The organism is Streptomyces sp. NPDC016851 (genome assembly GCF_055562795.1).
This window is the reverse complement of record NZ_JBVHEP010000001.1, coordinates 362,112-379,479: the sequence shown is the minus strand read 5'-3', so window position 1 is coordinate 379,479 and position 17,368 is coordinate 362,112. Positions and strand designations below refer to the sequence as shown.

Genomic DNA, 17,368 nt, shown 5'->3' with positions numbered 1-17,368 from the left:
GCCGAGGGTTACAACGACGGAGAAGGCGGCGACAAGCACCGAGCGAAGCATTCTGTTCCGCATAGTCGGCTTCGTCCTCACTTGAAGGTCCCCTTTTCCCCCGTCGAGTACGACGATGGCTCATTCGGGCACGTCATGGCCACACAATCGATGCATCATGTTCCTGCATGTTCAGGACCCTGGGGGGTGGAGATTTGACCACAGATCGAGCAAAAGGGGCACATCCCCATGCGATGACCGAGTGGTGCGAGGAGGGCGGACGCTTGTATGCCACCGCTCTGCGCACCGGACGCATCGCACGCGCAGACGTGGAATCGGCCCCCTGTCTGATGGAGTTCGCCCTGCTCCACCCCGATCCGGACGATCCCGACTGGCTGCGCCCCGTGGCCCCGGTCGTCGCCCTTTCCCGACAACTCAACCCCCTGGAACACGAGATCGCCGAGCGCAGGCGCCTGGCCGTCGACCTTGCGGAGACCTTTCAGCCGTTCATGGCCCTGGGCACCCAGATCGCAACGGTAAGTGACTCCATCACCGTGCTGGAAGGCGGTGACCGTATCAACGCCGCACTCAACATGGCCACAGTCCAGTGCCGGACCGAGGTCCTCACCCTCCAGCCAAGCGACCGCATGTCCGAACGCAGCCTCCTGAGAGGGCTGGAACGCGACAAGCCACTCATCGAACGTGGCGTGCGAATCCGTACGGTGTACCAGCACACCGCCCGTTACAACCCGGAGCAACTGGCCTACGCGGCCAGGCTCTCCGACGGCAAGGCGGAGTACCGCACCATAGACGAGTTGGTGGAACGTTTGATCATCTGCGACCAAACCGTCGCCTTCATCCCCGCCCGGGACGACCAACAGGTCGCCCTGGAACTGCGCCACCCCGGCCTCGTCCGCTATCTGATCAAGCTTTTTGAATACCTGTGGGACCGCGCGGTCCCACTGAGCACCGGCACCCCGTACGAAGCCACCGGCGGTATCACGGACGTCCAGCACTCCATAGCCAAGCTTCTGGTCGAGGGCCACGTCGACGAGGCCATCGCCCGCCGCCTCGGCATGAACGTCCGTACCTGCCGCGCTCACATAGCCAAGCTGGCGTCGGCCCTGGGGAGCGGCAGCCGCGCCCAACTCGGGTACCTCATAGCGCAGTCGGGGATCCTGAAGCAGGACCACTGAAGAGGAGGACGTTCCGAGTGACGTCGGCGCACCACTTACCGCACGACGCGGAAGAACTGTGCCCTGCCGGGACGGAGCTGTACGAACGAGCTCTGCGCGAAGGGCACGTGCCCGCGGAAGCGGCCGATGCCGCGCCCTGTCTGATGGACTTCGGCCTGCTGCACCCCGCCGTCGACGACCTTCACCGGCTCGAGCCCGTGGCGCCGGCCGTCGCCCTCCACCGACTGCTGCGGACCTCCGCGGAACACATCGCGCGCGAAAGACGGCGCGAGGAACGGCTGGCCGAGACATTCGAACCGCTCATGGCCGTCGAAGGGCATCGTACGGCTGCGGCCGCCACCCCGATGCTGACGCTCCTCAGCGGAAGGGAGCGGATCAACAAGGCCATCACCGAGGCCATGGCGGACGCCTCACGGGAACTGCTCACCATCCAGCCCCGTGCCAAGATCACCAGGGAACGGGTCGAAGCGGCCTACGCCGTCGCCACGGACCGCGACCAGGCTCTGCTGGACCGCGGCGGCCGCATCCGCACCCTCTACCAGCACACCCTCCGCCACTCTCCTTTGACCGTCGCGCACCAGGAACGGCTGAGGGGCGACATCGAGGCGCGTGCGCTGGACGAGGTCACCGACCGGCTCATCATCGTCGACCGAGTCGTCGCCTTCGTCCCCGCCGACGGCAACGGCGACCTCGCGCTGGAGATACGCCACCCGGCCATCGTGGGATACCTGTCCACCACCTTCGACCGCTTCTGGCACCTCGCGGTCCCCGTGTTCCCCGAAGCCGCCCCCCAGCCCTGCCCCGACGGCATCACCCCCCGCCAGCGCGCCATAGCCACCCTCCTGGTCGAAGGCCACACCGACGCCGTCGTCGCCGACCGCCTGGGCATGAACATCCGCACCGCCCGCGTCCACATCGCCAAGCTCGCCGCGACGCTGGGCAGTCAGAGCCGGGCACAGCTCGGGTTTCTCATCGCACGCTCGGGGATTCTTGACCAGGGATGCTGAGGGGCGCCGGCGAGTGCGGCCTGCCGTCCAGGCCCGCCTGGGCGATCCGCACTCCCAACTGCGTACGGCTCGCCGCGCCCAGCGTCTCCGACAGCCGGGCGATATGCGCCCGGCACGTCCGCACGCTGATGCCCAGGCGTTCCGCGATGACCGCGTCCTGGTGCCCTTCCGCCAGCAGCGCCGCGATCGACTGCTCCCGGTGGGAGATGCCCTCGATGCCGGTGTCGGGCAGCGGCGCGGTCAGCGGGATGGCGAGGCGCCAGAGGCGCTCGAACACCGTGACCAGGTACTCGACGATCGCCGGGTGCCGTAGCTCCAGGGCCATCGTGCGGTCGGTGTTGGCGGGGATGAAGGCCACCGTCCGGTCGAAGAGGATCAGCCGGTCGATCACCTCGTCCAGCGTGCGCGCCTCCACCGCGTCGCCCATCAGCTCCAGATAGTTCAGCAGCCCCTGCCCGTGCCGGGCGACATGCGTGTACAGGTCCCGCATCCGTACGCCCCGGCCGCGCAGCGCCAGCGCCCGGTGCAGCCCCTCGGAGAGTTCCGCTTCGCGCCGGATGCCGCCCGGCTGCACCGTGAGCACCTCGGTCGTGCACGCCTGGGTCGCCTCGTCCATCGCGGCCTGGATCCGGGCCAGGCCGTCCAGCACCCGGATCGCCGAGCCCTCGGCCGCCGACTGGGCCGGCTGTACGTGCCGCCCCAGCCCGGCGTACCACTCGAACGCCGCCACGGCCGAACCCACCCGTCGCTGGCTCGCGCTGACCTCGTCGTACATCCCGCGCAGCAGCCGGGTCATGACCTCCTGCGGGGAGGTCGGCACCAGCCAGTCCATGTCGTCGGGGTCCGGGTGCAGCAGGGCGAGTTCCAGCAGGCACGGCACCGGCTCGGCGTCCCGGCGCGGCACGCGGCCCCGCCGTACGGCCCGGGAATACACGCGATCCCCGGCCTCGCACAGTCGGTCGGCACCATGTGGATGCTCCTCCGCCCCGTGCCCGGCCATCGCCCATCCCACCCCCGGTTTCGCCGCCTTGCCGCAGCGGCAACTATGCGCGGCCTGCCCCTGCTCCGCAACACGGCTCCACCGAGGCGGCCACAGTCCCGGCCAGCGGCCGGCGGGGCCAGGCGCCGTCGCCGTCGCGCGCGAGCAGTGACTCCACCCGTTCGCAGGCCGCCCGGTCACGGAGGTGACGCGTGTACAGGTCGGCGTCCCGACCGGGATCGGTGTCCCCGGCCTCCTCGACGCCGACGACCGCCCGGAGCCGCCAGGTGACCGTCTCCCGCCGGTCGTTCACGTGGCTCGTCTCCGCCTCGCGGGCCCGGAGGGCCCGCCTACTTGAGCCCGATCGCCTCGCAAGCCGCCTCGTACTTCGCCGTGCAGATGTCCGACAGCTTGTAGACGTCGTCCGCGACCACCGTGTCCTTGATGTTCTCCTTGGTCAGGGCGACGACGGGCACGAGCTGGGCGGGGATGCCCTTGTGGGTGGGGCTGTCGACCTTGTCGCGGGTGAGGGCGGCGAACTGGATGTCGCGGCCCTGGACCCTGGCCACGGCCATCTCCGCCGCGTTCTCGGCCTCCTGCGGGTACGACTTGTACACGCTCATGTACTGGTCACCGGCGATGATCCGCTGCACCGCCGGGAGCTCCGCGTCCTGGCCGGTGATCGGCGGCAGATCGGTGATGCCCGCGGCCTCCAGCGCCTTGACGATGCCGCCCGCCATGCCGTCGTTGGCGGAGTACACCGCGGCGATGTCGTCCTTGCCGATCTTCTGGATCGCCTCGGCCATGTTGGCCTCGGCGTTCTCCGGCTTCCAGTCCGTGGTGTCGAAGGACTGGGCGATCGTCACCTTGCCGTTCAGCTCGGACATCGCACCGGCCTTGAACTGCTTGGCGTTCGGGTCGGTCGGCGAGCCGTTCATCATGACGATCTTGTCGGAGAGGCTCGCCTTCTCGCCGATCGCCTCCAGCAGGGTGCGCCCCTGGACCTCGCCGACCAGTTCGTTGTCGAAGGAGATGTACGCGTCGATCGGGCCCTCGGCCAGCCGGTCGTAGGCGATGACCGGGATGCCGGCGTCCTTGGCCTTCTGCACCTCGTCGGCGATGGCGTGCGAGTCGACGGCGTCCAGCAGGACCACGTCGACCCGGTCGTCGATCATCTGCTGCAGCTGGGCCGCCTGCGTGTCCGCGCTCGCCTCGGCGTTGGCGTACTCGACGCGGCCCCGGTCGTTGGTGAGGGACTCGACCTTCCTCTTGATGATGGGGTAGTCGAAGTTCTCGTACCGGGTGTTCGCCTTCTCCGGGAGCAGCAGGCCCACGGTGATGTCGTTGCCCTTGGTCGGGCTCGCCTCGTCGCTGCTCCCGGTCGCGTTGAGCACGCCGCAGCCGGCGAGCGTGACGGACATCGTGGCCGCGGCCACGGATATGGAGATACGACGGCGCATGCGGGAGCTCACTTCGCGTGTGATTCGGACGTGGGCGCACTTTGTGGCCCATGTGACTGAAAAGCCAACGCGGGTGCGCCCCCTAGCGTCAAGCGGAACCACTTAACGAGATGACAACACCACGCTCCGCAGCAGTTGTGAAGACTCTGCGGAATCACCTCCAAGTGACTTGCACCATCCGGTCATCCACAGGAGGCCCGGCGAAAACACCCTAAGACGGCCCAAGGCATACGAAAGGGGCCGGGAGTCTCCTCCCGGCCCCTTTCACAGGCGTACGCGCGTCAGTCACGTCAGTCCGACTGCTGCTGCCGTTTCGGCCGCCACACGACCAGCGCGCTGGTCTGCTGGACCTCCTGGTACGGCACGAGATCACGGCGGTACGACGCGTGCACCGCCGCCTCGCGCTGCCGCATGGCCGCCGCCGCGCCGTCGAGCGCGTCCTCCAGCTCGGCCACCCGGGCCTGGAGCGCGGCGACCTGGTTCTCCAGTTCGATGATGCGCTTGATGCCCGCCAGGTTGATGCCCTCGTCCTGCGACAACTGCTGGACGGTGCGCAGCAGTTCGATGTCGCGGGCCGAGTAGCGACGGCCCCGGCCCGGAGTGCGGTCCGGGGACACCAGGCCCAGGCGGTCGTACTGGCGCAGGGTCTGCGGGTGCAGGCCGGACAGCTGGGCCGCCACCGAGATGACGTAGACCGGGGTCTCCTCGGTCAGTTCATACGGGTTGCGTCGACGACCGTCCATCTGACTCATGCTCCCTTCGCGGCCTGGAACAGCTCCGCCCGCGGATCCTCACCCGCGGTCGCCTCGCGATACGCCTCGAGCGCGTCACGAGCCTTCCCCGTCAGGTCCTTCGGAACACTCACCTCGACGGTGACCAGAAGGTCGCCGCGGGTGCCGTCCTTGCGGACCGCGCCCTTGCCCCGGGCCCGCATCGTACGGCCGTTCGGCGTCCCCGGCGGGAGCTTCAGCGTGACGGGCGGGCCGCCCAGCGTCGGCACCCGGACCTCGCCGCCGAGGGCCGCCTCGGCGAAGGTCACCGGGACGGTGACGGTGAGGTTGTCGTCCTTGCGGCCGAACACCGGATGGGAGTCGACATGCACGACCACGTACAGATCGCCCGCCGGGCCACCGCGCTCGCCCGGCGCTCCCTTGCCGCGCAGCCGGATCCGCTGGCCGTCGCTGACGCCCGCGGGGATGCGCACCTGCATGGTCCGCGAGGACTTGGCCCGGCCGCTGCCCTTGCAGACCTCGCAGGCGTTCTCCGCGATCAGGCCGCGGCCCTTGCAGTCCGGGCAGGGGTCGGTGAGGGAGAAGCCACCGCCGCTGCCCCGGGCGACCTGCCCGGTGCCGACGCAGGTCGGGCACACCCGCGGGGTGCCGTTCTTGTCGCCGGTGCCCGAGCAGGCCTTGCAGGGCGACTGCGAGGACATCCGCAGCGGGACGGTCGCGCCCTCGATCGCCTCGGTGAAGCTCAGCGTGACCTCGGACTCGATGTCCTGGCCGCGCCGCGGATGCGTGCGCGTCCCCGCGCCCGCGCCGCCACGGTTGAACAGGCCCCCGAAGACGTCACCGAGTCCACCGCCGAAGCCGCCGGCTCCCTGGCCGCCGCCCGGGGCGCCTCCGAAGAGGTCGCCCAGGTCGAAGTTGAAGGAGCCGCCGCCCGCGCCGGGCCCCGGGCGGAAGCCGCCGTTGCCGAAGAGGGCGCGTGCCTCGTCGTACTCCTTGCGCTTCTTGGGATCGCCGAGGATGTCGTTGGCCTCGGAGATCTCCTTGAAGCGCTCCTCCGCCTTGACGTTGCCCTTGTTGGCGTCCGGGTGGTACTCGCGGGCGAGCTTCCGGTACGCCTTCTTGATCTCGGCCTCGGTGGCGTCCTTGGGGACGCCGAGGACCTTGTAGTAGTCCTTCTCGATGAAGTCCTTGGTGCTCATCCTCGACGCCCCTCCTTCCCTTCGTCCGCTATGACGTCAGCCCTCTTCCGGGCCACCGCTCTCCTTGTCGTCGGCTTCGGCGGACTCGTCCGCCTTGACCGTCTGCGCCCCCGGCTGGGGCTCGGCCACCGCCACCCGCGCGGGGCGGATGGTGCGCTCGCCGATCCGGTACCCGGGCTGCAGGATCGCGACGCACGTCGTCTCGGTGACGTCCGGTGCGTAGCTGTGCATCAGGGCTTCGTGGATCGTCGGGTCGAAGGGCTCGCCCTCCTTGCCGAACTGCTGGAGGCCCATCTTGGCCGCCGTGCTCTCCAGCGACTCGGCGACGGACTTGAAGCCGCCGACGAGTTCGCCGTGTTCACGCGCGCGGCCGATGTCGTCGAGCACGGGCAGGAGCTCGGTCAGGAGGTTCGCGATGGCGATCTCCTTGACCGCGATCCGGTCGCGCTCGACCCGGCGGCGGTAGTTCTGGAACTCGGCCTGGAGGCGCTGGAGGTCCGCCGTGCGCTCGCTGAGCGCCGTGCGGGCCTGGTCCAGCTGGGCCACCAGAGCCACGTCCTGGCCCGTGTCCCCGGCCGGGGCCGCCTGCTCCTCCGTCGTGGGGGAGTCGGCGGCCTTCGGCTCGGCGTCGTCGGAGGTGGCGCCGGAAGGGACGTCGGGCTGCTGCTCGTCGAAGCCCGGGGTCTCCTCCGTCACGCGGCACCATCCTTCCGGTCCTCGTCCACGATCTCGGCGTCGACGACGTCGTCGTCGGCCTTCGCGTCACCGGCACCGGCACCCGCGCCGGCTCCGGCGGAGTCGCCGCCGGCCTGCGCGGCGTTCGCGTCGGCGTACATGGCCGAGCCGAGCTTCTGCGAGACGGCCGCGACCTTCTCCGTGGCGGTGCGGATCTCGGCCGTGTCCTCGCCCTTGAGCTTCTCCTTCAGCTCGGCGACGGCTTCCTCGACCTCGGTCTTGATGTCGCCGGGGACCTTGTCCTCGTTGTCCTTGAGGAACTTCTCCGTCTGGTAGACGAGCTGCTCGCCCTGGTTGCGGGACTCGGCGGCCTCGCGGCGCTTGTGGTCCTCCTCCGCGTACTGCTCGGCCTCCTGGCGCATGCGGTCGACCTCGTCCTTCGGCAGCGAGGAGCCGCCGGTGACGGTCATCTTCTGCTCCTTGCCCGTGCCCAGGTCCTTCGCGGTCACGTGCATGATGCCGTTGGCGTCGATGTCGAAGGAGACCTCGATCTGCGGGACGCCGCGGGGCGCCGGGGGCAGACCGGTCAGCTCGAACATCCCGAGCTTCTTGTTGTACGCCGCGATCTCGCGCTCGCCCTGGTAGACCTGGATCTGCACGGACGGCTGGTTGTCCTCGGCCGTCGTGAAGATCTCGGACCGCTTGGTCGGGATCGTGGTGTTGCGCTCGATGAGCTTGGTCATGATGCCGCCCTTGGTCTCGATGCCGAGGGACAGCGGGGTGACGTCGAGGAGCAGGACGTCCTTGACCTCGCCCTTGAGGACACCGGCCTGCAGGGCGGCGCCGATGGCGACGACCTCGTCCGGGTTGACGCCCTTGTTGGCGTCCTTACCGCCGGTCAGCTCCTTGACGAGCTCGGCGACGGCGGGCATACGGGTCGAGCCACCGACCAGGACGACGTGGTCGATCTCGCTGATGGAGATGCCGGCGTCCTTGATGACGTTGTGGAACGGCGTCTTGCAGCGCTCCAGGAGGTCCGCGGTCAGCTGCTGGAACTGGGCGCGGGTGAGCTTCTCGTCGAGGTGCAGGGGGCCCTCGGCGGAGGCGGTGATGTAGGGCAGGTTGATCGAGGTCTCGGTGGACGAGGACAGCTCGATCTTGGCCTTCTCGGCGGCCTCGCGCAGACGCTGCAGGGCCATCTTGTCCTTGCCCAGGTCCACGCCGTGGCCGGACTGGAACTGCTGGACCAGGTAGTCGACGATGCGCTGGTCCCAGTCGTCACCACCGAGGTGGTTGTCACCGTTGGTGGCCTTCACCTCGACGACACCGTCGCCGATCTCCAGCAGCGAGACGTCGAACGTACCGCCACCGAGGTCGAAGACCAGGATGGTCTGGTCGTCCTTGTCGAGGCCGTACGCCAGCGCGGCCGCGGTGGGCTCGTTGACGATGCGCAGCACGTTCAGACCGGCGATCTCGCCGGCCTCCTTGGTGGCCTGGCGCTCGGAGTCGTTGAAGTACGCCGGGACGGTGATGACCGCGTCGGTCACCTTCTCGCCCAGGTAGGACTCCGCGTCCCGCTTCAGCTTCTGGAGCACGAAGGCGCTGATCTGCTGCGGGTTGAAGGGCTTCCCGTCCAGCTCGATCTTCCAGTCGGTGCCCATGTGCCGCTTGACCGAGCGAATGGTCCGGTCCACGTTGGTGACCGCCTGACGCTTGGCCACCTCTCCGACGAGCACCTCACCGTTCTTGGCGAAGGCGACGACGGACGGCGTGGTCCTGGCGCCCTCGGCGTTGGTGATGACGGTGGGCTCGCCGCCCTCCAGAACGCTGACGACGGAGTTAGTCGTGCCCAGGTCGATGCCGACCGCACGTGCCATGGTTGATTCCTCCAGCTGACTTGAGTGGAACGGACTCAAGTGTGCACGACGGCTCCCCACCGGTCAACAGACCTGAGTCGGACGGGCTCAACTCTTATCCGTTCCTTACACGCAATGAGGCCCTGACCTGCGGAGATACTGAGCGTCGATCGGCGTACACAGGGACACGGGAGAGGGCGAGCACGGCCACGAGAGCCACTCCGGCCACCCACCACAGGGCGTCGCCGCCGACCCGGCCGGCATGCGCGAGTACCCCGACGAGCACACCGGAGACCGCCCCGGCCGCCAGCAGCAGAGTGACCCCGGGCACGGTGAGCCCGAGCCGCCGCAGCCGGTGCGCGAGATGGTCCGGCCCGCTCCGCAGCAGGGCCCGCCCGCCCAACCGCCGCGACAACAACACCAGTACGGCGTCGGCACCCACCACGGCGGTCAGCGCGAACAGCACCCCGGCGCTCTCCCCGAGGCCGAACCCGGCGCGGACGTGCACGGCGGCCACGGCGATCACGAACCCCGCGGACATGGACCCGCAACTGCCCAGCGCCACGCGCGCGGGGTGCCAGTTGTGCAGCAGGAACCCGGTCAGCGCGGCGGCCAGCACGCTCATCAGCACCGCGATCCCGTCCATCACGTCCACGGCGGCACAGGCCGCCACCCCGAAGGCGGTGACGACCCCGACCGTCCCCGCGAGCCCGTCGGCGTGATCGATCCCCCGGAAGGCGAAGGTCACCCCCACGACCCACAGGACCCCGAGCAGCCCGGCCCCCACCCCGGCTTCCGCGTACGGCACGACGCACGCGGCCGCCACAGCCGTACCGGCGGCCAGCACCCGCCGCCGCAGCCGCCACACGTCGTCGACGAGCCCGAGCAGGGCGACGACACCGCCGGCGACGAGCAGCCCTTCGATCCCGCCCCCGGCCGAACCCCACTCCTGGACAGCCACCACCGATCCGGTGACGGCCACGACGGCCACACCGCCGGACAACGGCACCTCCCGCTGCCGCCGCCGCTCGACCAGCCGCAGCCGCAGGGCGGGGATCCGGAGGGCGGCCGCGAGCAGGGCGGTGAGGAGGAGGGCGGTGGCGGCGGCAGCGATCCCGTAGAGCACGGATATAAGTTAGGCGTCACTATGACAATTCGGTACGAATAACACGACAGGATCGCGGCCGGATTCCGCACTGCTTCTGAGGCAACCCTCAGCGATTCAGATCACTGCCCACCCGGCTACAGTGCGGCGGAAGATAGGGGTAGTCTCAGACGGACTGCATAAGTTACCGCTTAGTAATCTCGGGGAACCCTGAAGAACGACCGGTTCCCCCGACTAACCCTCGCAGGCCCGAGGAGCCCCCATGCAACTCGCCGCGATCATCGTGTCGCTGGTCTTGACCGTGGTCGGCGTCGCGCTGCTCGCACGCGCGATCGGCCAGTTCGTCCGGTACTTCAAGCTGGGCCAGCCCGTGCCCGCCGGTACCCGGACCGACAACCCCTACCAGCGCAGCGTGACGCTGGTGAAGGAGTTCCTCGGCCACACCCGGATGAACCGGTGGGGCATCGTCGGCATCGCCCACTGGTTCGTGGCGATCGGCTTCCTGACGCTGCCGCCCACGATCATCACCGCGTACGGCCAGCTGTTCCAGGCCGACTGGACGCTGCCGGTGCTCGGCGGCTTCCTCCCCTACGAGCTCTACATCGAGTTCATCGCCGCGATGACGACCCTGGGCATCGCGACCCTGATGGTCATCCGCCTGCTGAACCTGCCGTCGCGGCCGGGCCGCAAGTCCCGCTTCGCCGGCTCGAAGATGGGCCAGGCGTACTTCGTCGAGTACGTCATCCTCACCATCGGCCTGGCCATCTACGTCCTGCGGGGCCTGGAGGGCGCGCTCCACCACGTGGACCACTACGAGGCCGCGTACTTCGCCTCGTACCCGCTGGTCCTGGCCTTCAAGGGCCTGAGCGTGGCGGCGCTGCAGAACCTCGTCTACTTCTTCGCGATGATCAAGCTGGGCACGACCATGATCTGGATGATCACGGTCAGCCTGAACACCAACATGGGTGTCGCCTGGCACCGCTTCCTGGCGTTCCCGAACATCTGGTTCAAGCGCGAGGCGACGGGCGGGACGGCGCTGGGCGCCCTCCAGCCCATGACCTCCGGCGGCGAGCCGATCGACTTCACCGACCCGGGCGACGACGACGTCTTCGGTGTCTCCCAGGTCGAGCAGTTCTCCTGGAAGGGCCTGCTGGACTTCTCCACGTGCACCGAGTGCGGCCGCTGCCAGTCGCAGTGCCCGGCGTGGAACACGGGCAAGCCCCTCTCCCCCAAGCTGCTGATCATGTCGCTGCGCGACCACGCCCACGCCAAGGCGCCGTACCTGCTGGCCGGCGGCGGCAAGACGATGGAGGGCGAGGAGAAGGCGTCCGAGGAGCAGCTGAAGGACGTGCCCGCCGCTGCCCTGGCGGAGGCCGAGCGCCCCCTGATCGGCACGCTGGAGGACAACGGCGTCATCGACCCGGACGTCCTGTGGTCCTGCACCACCTGCGGTGCCTGCGTCGAGCAGTGCCCGGTGGACATCGAGCACGTCGACCACATCGTCGACATGCGCCGCTACCAGGTGATGATCGAGTCCGCGTTCCCGTCCGAGGCGGGCACGATGCTCAAGAACCTGGAGAAGAAGGGCAACCCCTGGGGCCTGGCGAAGAAGCAGCGCCTGGAGTGGCTCAAGGAGGTCGACTTCGAGGTCCCGGTCGTCGGCAAGGACATCGAGGACCTGTCCGAGGTCGAGTACCTCTACTGGGTCGGCTGCGCCGGCGCCCTGGAGGACCGCGCGAAGAAGACCACGAAGGCCTTCGCCGAGCTCCTCCACATCGCGGGCGTCAAGTTCGCGATCATGGGCGGCGACGAGAAGTGCACCGGTGACTCCGCCCGGCGTCTCGGCAACGAGCCCCTGTTCCAGGAGCTCGGCATGGAGAACGTCATGGCGCTGAACATGGCGTTCGGCGAGGAGATGGACGACGAGGGCAAGGTGACGCCCGAGTCGGCCAAGCCGAAGTCCTCGAAGAAGATCGTCGCGACCTGCCCGCACTGCCTCAACACCCTCGGCAACGAGTACCCGCAGCTCGGCGGCGACTACGAGGTCATCCACCACACGCAGCTGCTCCAGCACCTGGTGGACGAGGGCAAGCTCATCCCGGTGACCCCGGTCGAGGGCATCATCACGTACCACGACCCCTGCTACCTGGGCCGCCACAACAAGATCTACACGCCCCCGCGCGAGATCATCGCCAGCGTCCCCGGCATCCGCAACGAGGAGATGCACCGCCACAAGGAGCGCGGCTTCTGCTGCGGCGCCGGTGGTGCCCGTATGTGGATGGAAGAGCGCATCGGCAAGCGCATCAACAACGAGCGCGTCGACGAGGCGCTGTCGGTGAACCCCGACATCGTGTCGACGGCCTGCCCCTTCTGCCTCGTGATGCTCACGGACTCCGTCAACGGCAAGAAGAACGACGGCAAGGCCAAGGAGTCCATCACGGTCGTGGACGTCGCCCAGCTCCTGCTGGACTCGGTGAAGACGCCGGTCCCGGCGGAGGGCGAGGACGATGACGACGAGCCGCCGGCGGGCACGACGGACTCGGAGAACGCACCGGAGCCGGAGCCGGTGAAGTAGCCGACTGCCGCGGGTAGTTCTCGACGCCCCCTGTCCGAGTTGTCGGGCAGGGGGCGTCGGTGTTCCCCCGGCGGGTGGTGCCGCCGGTCGGCACGAGGGAGTCTCAGTCGCGGTGGCTGGGGCCGGCCCCGGCCAGCCCCGTCCCGAGAAGGATGAATGCGGCGAGAGCCAGGAACGGTATGTGCCCGCCCGCCCTGTCGATGTCGTCGGTGAAATACCCGGAGACCCCTGCCCAGAACAGCCCACCGACGGCCACCAGCACGGCGTTGTGGGTCTCCCCCATCATCCGCATGCCGGCCCACAGCAGAAGGGGCATGAGAACCCAGGAAGCGGCTGTGGTGAGCAGGAACTCGAAGGCGCCGGAGAACATGGTGTCTCCGCTCTCGGCTGCGCTGTCGCGGGCCCACTCGAAACCGGCGGACATGAGGGTGTGGCAGACCGCGGTGGCGACGGTGACGGTGACGGCGCCTTTGACATGGCGTACGTATCGCATGGTGGGGATCCTCGCTCTCGCTCTACTGCCATGGTGAAGACGACGCGTCTCCAGGGCCGGACACGGTCCTGGGCGTCGTAGCGACCTGCGGTGGCAGGTGCGGTGCGGGCCATGGGGTGGGCGCGGCCGCCGGCGGTGCGAGACGCTGAGGCCGGCGGCGTCGGGCGAGCCACAGCACGAGGGCGGCGTAGAGCAGGGTCGTTGCCATGTCGGCGAGGGCGAGTTGCCAGGGGGAGTCGGCGGCGGTCTCGTCGGTCGACAGCCCGTCGACGACCGCGGCGGCGACGCCGAAGGCCAGCAGGTTGTTCAGGACGTGCAGGGCGACGGCAGCTTCCAGGCCGCCCGTACGGATGGTCAGCCACCCGGCGACCAGGCCGAAGACCAGCAGGCTGAGGAAACCCCACCCCGTGCCCCAGCCGTGGGCGGCGGCGAACAGCGCGGCCTGCGGGAGCACCGCGAACCACGGAGAACGGAGGAAAGCGCCGACCGCCTGTGCCAGCCAGCCCCGGAAGACGTACTCCTCGGCCGCGGCCTGCACCGGGACGAGGACGGCCAGCACGGCGAGCGAGCCGAGGAACGATCGCCAGCCCACCCACGCGCCGAGCTCCCCCGAGTCGGTTCCGTCGTCGGGCAGGAGGGCGGCGGTCAGCGCCAGCACGGCCACCGGGGGCACCGCGGCAAGCAGACACCAGGCCAGCCAGCGCCACCGCAACCGTCCCTCGACGGACGACAGAGTGCCGGGCCGTCGCCGCCCCGGCCACCACACGGCCGCCAGGATCAGGGGCAGGGCGACCGCGATGGACGTCAGGGCCAGGGCGGTGTCGAGGAGCGGTCCGAAGTCGTGGCCTCCGTCCGGGAGTTCACGGAGCCCGGCCGCTGCCCCGATGCCGTAGGAGAGGGCGAACAGCACGAGGTTGATTACGGCGTAGACACCGAGAAACAGCAGGGTGCCGAGCAGGGGCCGCCACCAGCGGTGATGGCCGGTGGAGTGGCCTATGCGGTGGTAGGCAAGGCCGGTGGGGCGCGGTAACGGCGTTGTCATGATCCCTACTATGCAGGGGATCACATTGATCAGCGCCGTGGTTGGGGCCGTGTCCGGGTGTCTCCGAGGAAGCCCACGGTTTATGAAATGGGTTCGGCGAGGGACTAGAGCCGCTTCCCCGCCGCCTGCCATTCTCACCGCCGTGGCCGACAAGCCTGTCGTGGGACAGCTGCGTTCGTCGGCCGACTCGACATGGGAACGGACTTCGTCTCTCGGTGAGGCGTGCCCGCGACCAGTGACGATCGGAAGGGGCATCATGGCAATTCTGGTGACCGGAGCCACCGGCAGTGTCGGCCGGAACGTGGTCCGGCAACTCGTCGACGCCGGCGCGGAGGTACGGGCTCTGAGCCGCAGCCCACGCCCGGCGGGGTTACCGGAGGGCGTGCGCGCGGTAGCGGGAGATCTCACGCAACCGGAGTCCCTCACCGACGCGTTGGAGGACATCGACCGTATGTATCTCTTCCCGGTCGCCGAGACCGCACGGGAAGTGGTCGCCCTGGCTCGGCAGGCCGGCGTGCGCCGTATCGTGGTGCTGTCCTCCGGGGCTGTCACGGCCGGTTTCGACACCGACTTCCACTTGCCGGTGGAGCGGGCCGTGGAGGAGTCGGGCCTGGAATGGACTCATGTGCGCCCGGGCGAGTTCGCGATGAACAAGCTGGCCCTGTGGGGCCCGTCGATTCGTGCCGAGGGCGTGGTGCGCGACCCCTACCCCGATGCGGCCGGGTGCCCGGTACATGAGCAGGACGTCGCCGATGTCGCGGCCCTTGCCCTGCTGGAGGACGGACACTGCGGACGGGCCTACACCCTCAACGGCCCCGACCTGCTGACGCATCGGCGCCAGGTCGAACTCATCGCCGAGGCCATCGGTCGCCCGGTCCGCTTCGACGCGGTGAGCCGGGAGGAGGCACGGGAGCATTACCGCGAGCAAGGAGGATTCGCAGCGGAGAGCGCGGACTTCCTGCTCGGCTTCGAGGACTATTCGGGCGGCGAGACAGACCTGCAGGCGCTCGAGGAAGTCGATCCGCCCGCGGTCGGCACGTCCCCCACGGCCCAGGAGGTCACCGGAGCCCCGGCTCGCACCTTCGCCCAGTGGGCACACGACCATGCCCGGGAGTTTCTCCCTGCCCCGCGATGAGCAGGACCGCGGATTTGTCAGCGCCACCGGATACGTTGCGGGTCTCGGGAGGACTTCGTGAGCGCGAGCAGGTGGGTCAGCACGTCGATGCCGTATCTGACACCGCGTGAGCAGGGGCAGGGCGACGCCTGGAGCGCGGACGCGGCCGCTCAGTGGCCGACGCGGCTCCCAGCGCATCGTCCATGCCGGAGAGGTTCCCGCACCGGCTCGGGTCGCGCGGCTGCTCGGGGTCCAGGACGGCGAACTGGTCGTCGTACGCCGCCGCCTGATCCTCCTCGACGACGAGCCGAACGAACTGACCGACACCTACTACCCCACCGCCATCGCCCGCGGCACGCCACTCGCGGGTACGGCCAAGATCCGCGGCGGAGCTGTCACCCTCCTCGCCGAGCTGGGTCATGTCGGAGCGCTGGTCAGGGAGGACGTCACGGCCGGCCTGCCGGATGAAGAGGAGCAAGAGGCCCTGCGGCTCGCCGCGACGGACCCGGTCCTGCGACTCACCAGGCTCACCCTGGACCGCGACGACCGACCGATTCAGGTGGACCGTATGGTGATGCCCGCCCAACGCCAGCAGTTGCGCTACGAGATCAGAATCGGATGACCGTGCCCAAGGCCGAACCGGAAGCCCACGACCGCCGCTCGCTGCACGAACGGATCGCGGCCGACCTGCGCGACGACATCATGACCGGCGAACTGCCGCCGGGCGCGAACCTGCCCTCCACCGCCCAACTCCGAACCCGCTTCGACGCCTCCAACGCGACGATCCAGAAGGCCCTCCAACTCCGCAAGGACGAGCGCCTGGTGGTCGGACGCGCAGGCGCGGCGGTAACGGTCCGCGAGCACAGGCAGCGGACGATACGACCTGCCACGTCCCTCACACCGGCGGCAGCCGGCGAGCCCTACCCCGATCTCACCGAGGCGGCCAAGCACGGTACGGACGCCCGCATCACCCTCATCGCCGTGACGGAGACGTATCCGCCCGCGGACATCCGCACCGCTCTCGGCCTTCGAGACGAGGACACGGCGGTGCTGCGCAGCCAGCTGCTCCTGATCGACGACGAACCGGCCGAACTCGTGCAGTCCTACTACCCGTTGGAGATCGCCGGGACACGCCGCTGATGGACCACCAGCGCATCAAGGGCGGAACCGCCACCCTGCTCAGGCAACTGGGCCATACGCCCCACCACTGCGTGGACCGAATCTCCGCCCGAGTCCCCACTCAGGAACAGTTCGCGGCCCTACGCCTCCCCGGTAGCCTGCCCGTCCTGTGCACGCTCCGTGTCGTCCACGCGGCCGACGGACGCCCGATCGAGGCGACGTCCATGGTGAAGGCGGGGTATCTGTACGAGTTGCAGTACGAGTTCTCGCCGTGTGCGGCTGAGCCGCCGACGACGCCGGCAAGCTGACCACCAGGGCACAAAACGGCACCGCCTGGCGCACGCCGGGAAAGGCCCGCCCGCTGCCACCTGCCGACGCCATCGCGGTCACCCCGGCGGGCTGTCCAAGTGGTCGTGGACGGCTGGTACGGCCCTGGGCACTGCGGTTGCCGTACTTCCATGCTGCACAACTTCGGCCTCTCGACGGGCGGTGGCGAGGTTGTTGCGGCTGGCGAGGGTGTCGGGGTGGGTGTCCCCCAAGACCTCCTCGCGCTGGGCAAGGGTGGCCTCCAGCAACGGGATGGCCTTACGCAGATCCCCGGCGTCCCGATAGGCGGCGCCAAGATTGTTACGGCTGATGAGGGTGTGCGGGTGAGAGCCCCCCAGAACCCGCTCGCACTGGGCAAGGGTGGCCTCCAGCAACGGAACGGCCTTACGCAGATCCCCGGCGTCCCGATAGGCGACGCCAAGATTGTTACGGCTGATGAGGGTGTGCGGGTGAGAGCCCCCCAGAACCCGCTCACACTGGGCAAGGGTGGCCTCCAGCAACGGAACGGCCT

15 protein-coding genes and 2 pseudogenes are annotated in these 17,368 nt (G+C 69.2%); 6 read left to right on the top strand and 11 right to left on the bottom strand.

The window, feature by feature from the left end; translation table 11 throughout:
* Positions 1 to 167: 167 nt before the first annotated feature.
* Positions 168 to 1,175: a helix-turn-helix transcriptional regulator gene (locus ACZ3I3_RS01745; RefSeq protein WP_467361709.1), complete on the top strand. Its 1,008-nt coding sequence runs from the start codon at positions 168 to 170 to the stop codon at positions 1,173 to 1,175.
* A gap of 17 nt (positions 1,176 to 1,192) precedes the next feature.
* Positions 1,193 to 2,182, top strand: a complete 990-nt coding sequence (locus tag ACZ3I3_RS01740) for a helix-turn-helix transcriptional regulator (RefSeq protein WP_467361707.1) — start codon at positions 1,193 to 1,195, stop codon at positions 2,180 to 2,182.
* Here ACZ3I3_RS01740 and ACZ3I3_RS01735 read toward each other — a convergent pair.
* From ACZ3I3_RS01735 to ACZ3I3_RS01700, 8 genes are all read right to left on the bottom strand, one after another.
* Positions 2,145 to 3,182: a helix-turn-helix transcriptional regulator gene (locus tag ACZ3I3_RS01735; protein WP_467361705.1), complete on the bottom strand. Its 1,038-nt coding sequence runs from the start codon at positions 3,180 to 3,182 to the stop codon at positions 2,145 to 2,147. The genes ACZ3I3_RS01740 and ACZ3I3_RS01735 overlap by 38 nt on opposite strands.
* A gap of 43 nt (positions 3,183 to 3,225) precedes the next feature.
* Positions 3,226 to 3,474 (bottom strand): hypothetical protein, encoded by a 249-nt coding sequence (locus tag ACZ3I3_RS01730; RefSeq protein ID WP_467361703.1) that lies wholly within the window; start codon positions 3,472 to 3,474, stop codon positions 3,226 to 3,228.
* Positions 3,475 to 3,511: 37 nt separating this feature from the next.
* Entirely contained in the window at positions 3,512 to 4,621 is a 1,110-nt protein-coding gene (locus ACZ3I3_RS01725) for a sugar ABC transporter substrate-binding protein (protein WP_467361702.1), read from the bottom strand.
* A gap of 290 nt (positions 4,622 to 4,911) precedes the next feature.
* Positions 4,912 to 5,364 carry a heat shock protein transcriptional repressor HspR gene (locus ACZ3I3_RS01720; RefSeq protein WP_020269597.1) on the bottom strand — a complete coding sequence of 151 codons (453 nt, stop codon included), beginning with the start codon at positions 5,362 to 5,364 and terminating at the stop codon, positions 4,912 to 4,914.
* Positions 5,365 to 5,369: 5 nt separating this feature from the next.
* Positions 5,370 to 6,551: a molecular chaperone DnaJ gene (dnaJ, locus tag ACZ3I3_RS01715; protein ID WP_397618365.1), complete on the bottom strand. Its 1,182-nt coding sequence runs from the start codon at positions 6,549 to 6,551 to the stop codon at positions 5,370 to 5,372.
* Between the two features lie 36 nt (positions 6,552 to 6,587).
* On the bottom strand, positions 6,588 to 7,247 hold the full coding sequence (grpE, locus tag ACZ3I3_RS01710; RefSeq protein WP_467361700.1) for a nucleotide exchange factor GrpE: 660 nt from the start codon (positions 7,245 to 7,247) through the stop codon (positions 6,588 to 6,590).
* A complete protein-coding gene (dnaK, locus tag ACZ3I3_RS01705) occupies positions 7,244 to 9,103 on the bottom strand; it encodes a molecular chaperone DnaK (protein ID WP_467361699.1) in 1,860 nt (619 codons plus the stop codon). Before dnaK ends, grpE begins: the two co-directional genes overlap by 4 nt.
* Positions 9,104 to 9,197: 94 nt before the next feature.
* Entirely contained in the window at positions 9,198 to 10,208 is a 1,011-nt protein-coding gene (locus ACZ3I3_RS01700) for an MraY family glycosyltransferase (protein ID WP_467361697.1), read from the bottom strand.
* A gap of 241 nt (positions 10,209 to 10,449) precedes the next feature.
* Between ACZ3I3_RS01700 and ACZ3I3_RS01695 the strand changes: the two genes are divergently transcribed.
* Complete coding sequence (locus tag ACZ3I3_RS01695; protein WP_467361696.1) at positions 10,450 to 12,762, top strand: (Fe-S)-binding protein; 2,313 nt, start codon at positions 10,450 to 10,452, stop codon at positions 12,760 to 12,762.
* Between the two features lie 103 nt (positions 12,763 to 12,865).
* Here the strand turns inward: ACZ3I3_RS01695 and ACZ3I3_RS01690 are convergent, their stop codons facing one another.
* Together ACZ3I3_RS01690 and ACZ3I3_RS01685 are read right to left on the bottom strand one after the other, a co-directional pair.
* Positions 12,866 to 13,255, bottom strand: a complete 390-nt coding sequence (locus ACZ3I3_RS01690; protein ID WP_467361695.1) for a hypothetical protein — start codon at positions 13,253 to 13,255, stop codon at positions 12,866 to 12,868.
* A gap of 22 nt (positions 13,256 to 13,277) precedes the next feature.
* A complete protein-coding gene (locus tag ACZ3I3_RS01685; protein ID WP_467361693.1) occupies positions 13,278 to 14,297 on the bottom strand; it encodes a lysostaphin resistance A-like protein in 1,020 nt (339 codons plus the stop codon).
* Positions 14,298 to 14,553: 256 nt separating this feature from the next.
* On the opposite strand from ACZ3I3_RS01685, the gene ACZ3I3_RS01680 reads away from it, so the two are divergent.
* The 3 genes and pseudogenes from ACZ3I3_RS01680 (at position 14,554) to ACZ3I3_RS01670 (ending at position 16,838) form a co-directional block, all read left to right on the top strand.
* Entirely contained in the window at positions 14,554 to 15,432 is an 879-nt protein-coding gene (locus tag ACZ3I3_RS01680; RefSeq protein WP_467361691.1) for an NAD(P)H-binding protein, read from the top strand.
* A 57-nt stretch (positions 15,433 to 15,489) separates the two neighbouring features.
* Positions 15,490 to 16,033: pseudogene (locus ACZ3I3_RS01675) on the top strand (GntR family transcriptional regulator).
* Positions 16,030 to 16,838: pseudogene (locus ACZ3I3_RS01670) on the top strand (GntR family transcriptional regulator). Before ACZ3I3_RS01675 ends, ACZ3I3_RS01670 begins: the two co-directional pseudogenes overlap by 4 nt.
* A 78-nt stretch (positions 16,839 to 16,916) precedes the next feature.
* On the opposite strand, the gene ACZ3I3_RS01665 reads toward ACZ3I3_RS01670, so the two are convergent.
* A complete protein-coding gene (locus ACZ3I3_RS01665; protein ID WP_467361976.1) occupies positions 16,917 to 17,357 on the bottom strand; it encodes a tetratricopeptide repeat protein in 441 nt (146 codons plus the stop codon).
* Positions 17,358 to 17,368 lie beyond the last annotated feature (11 nt).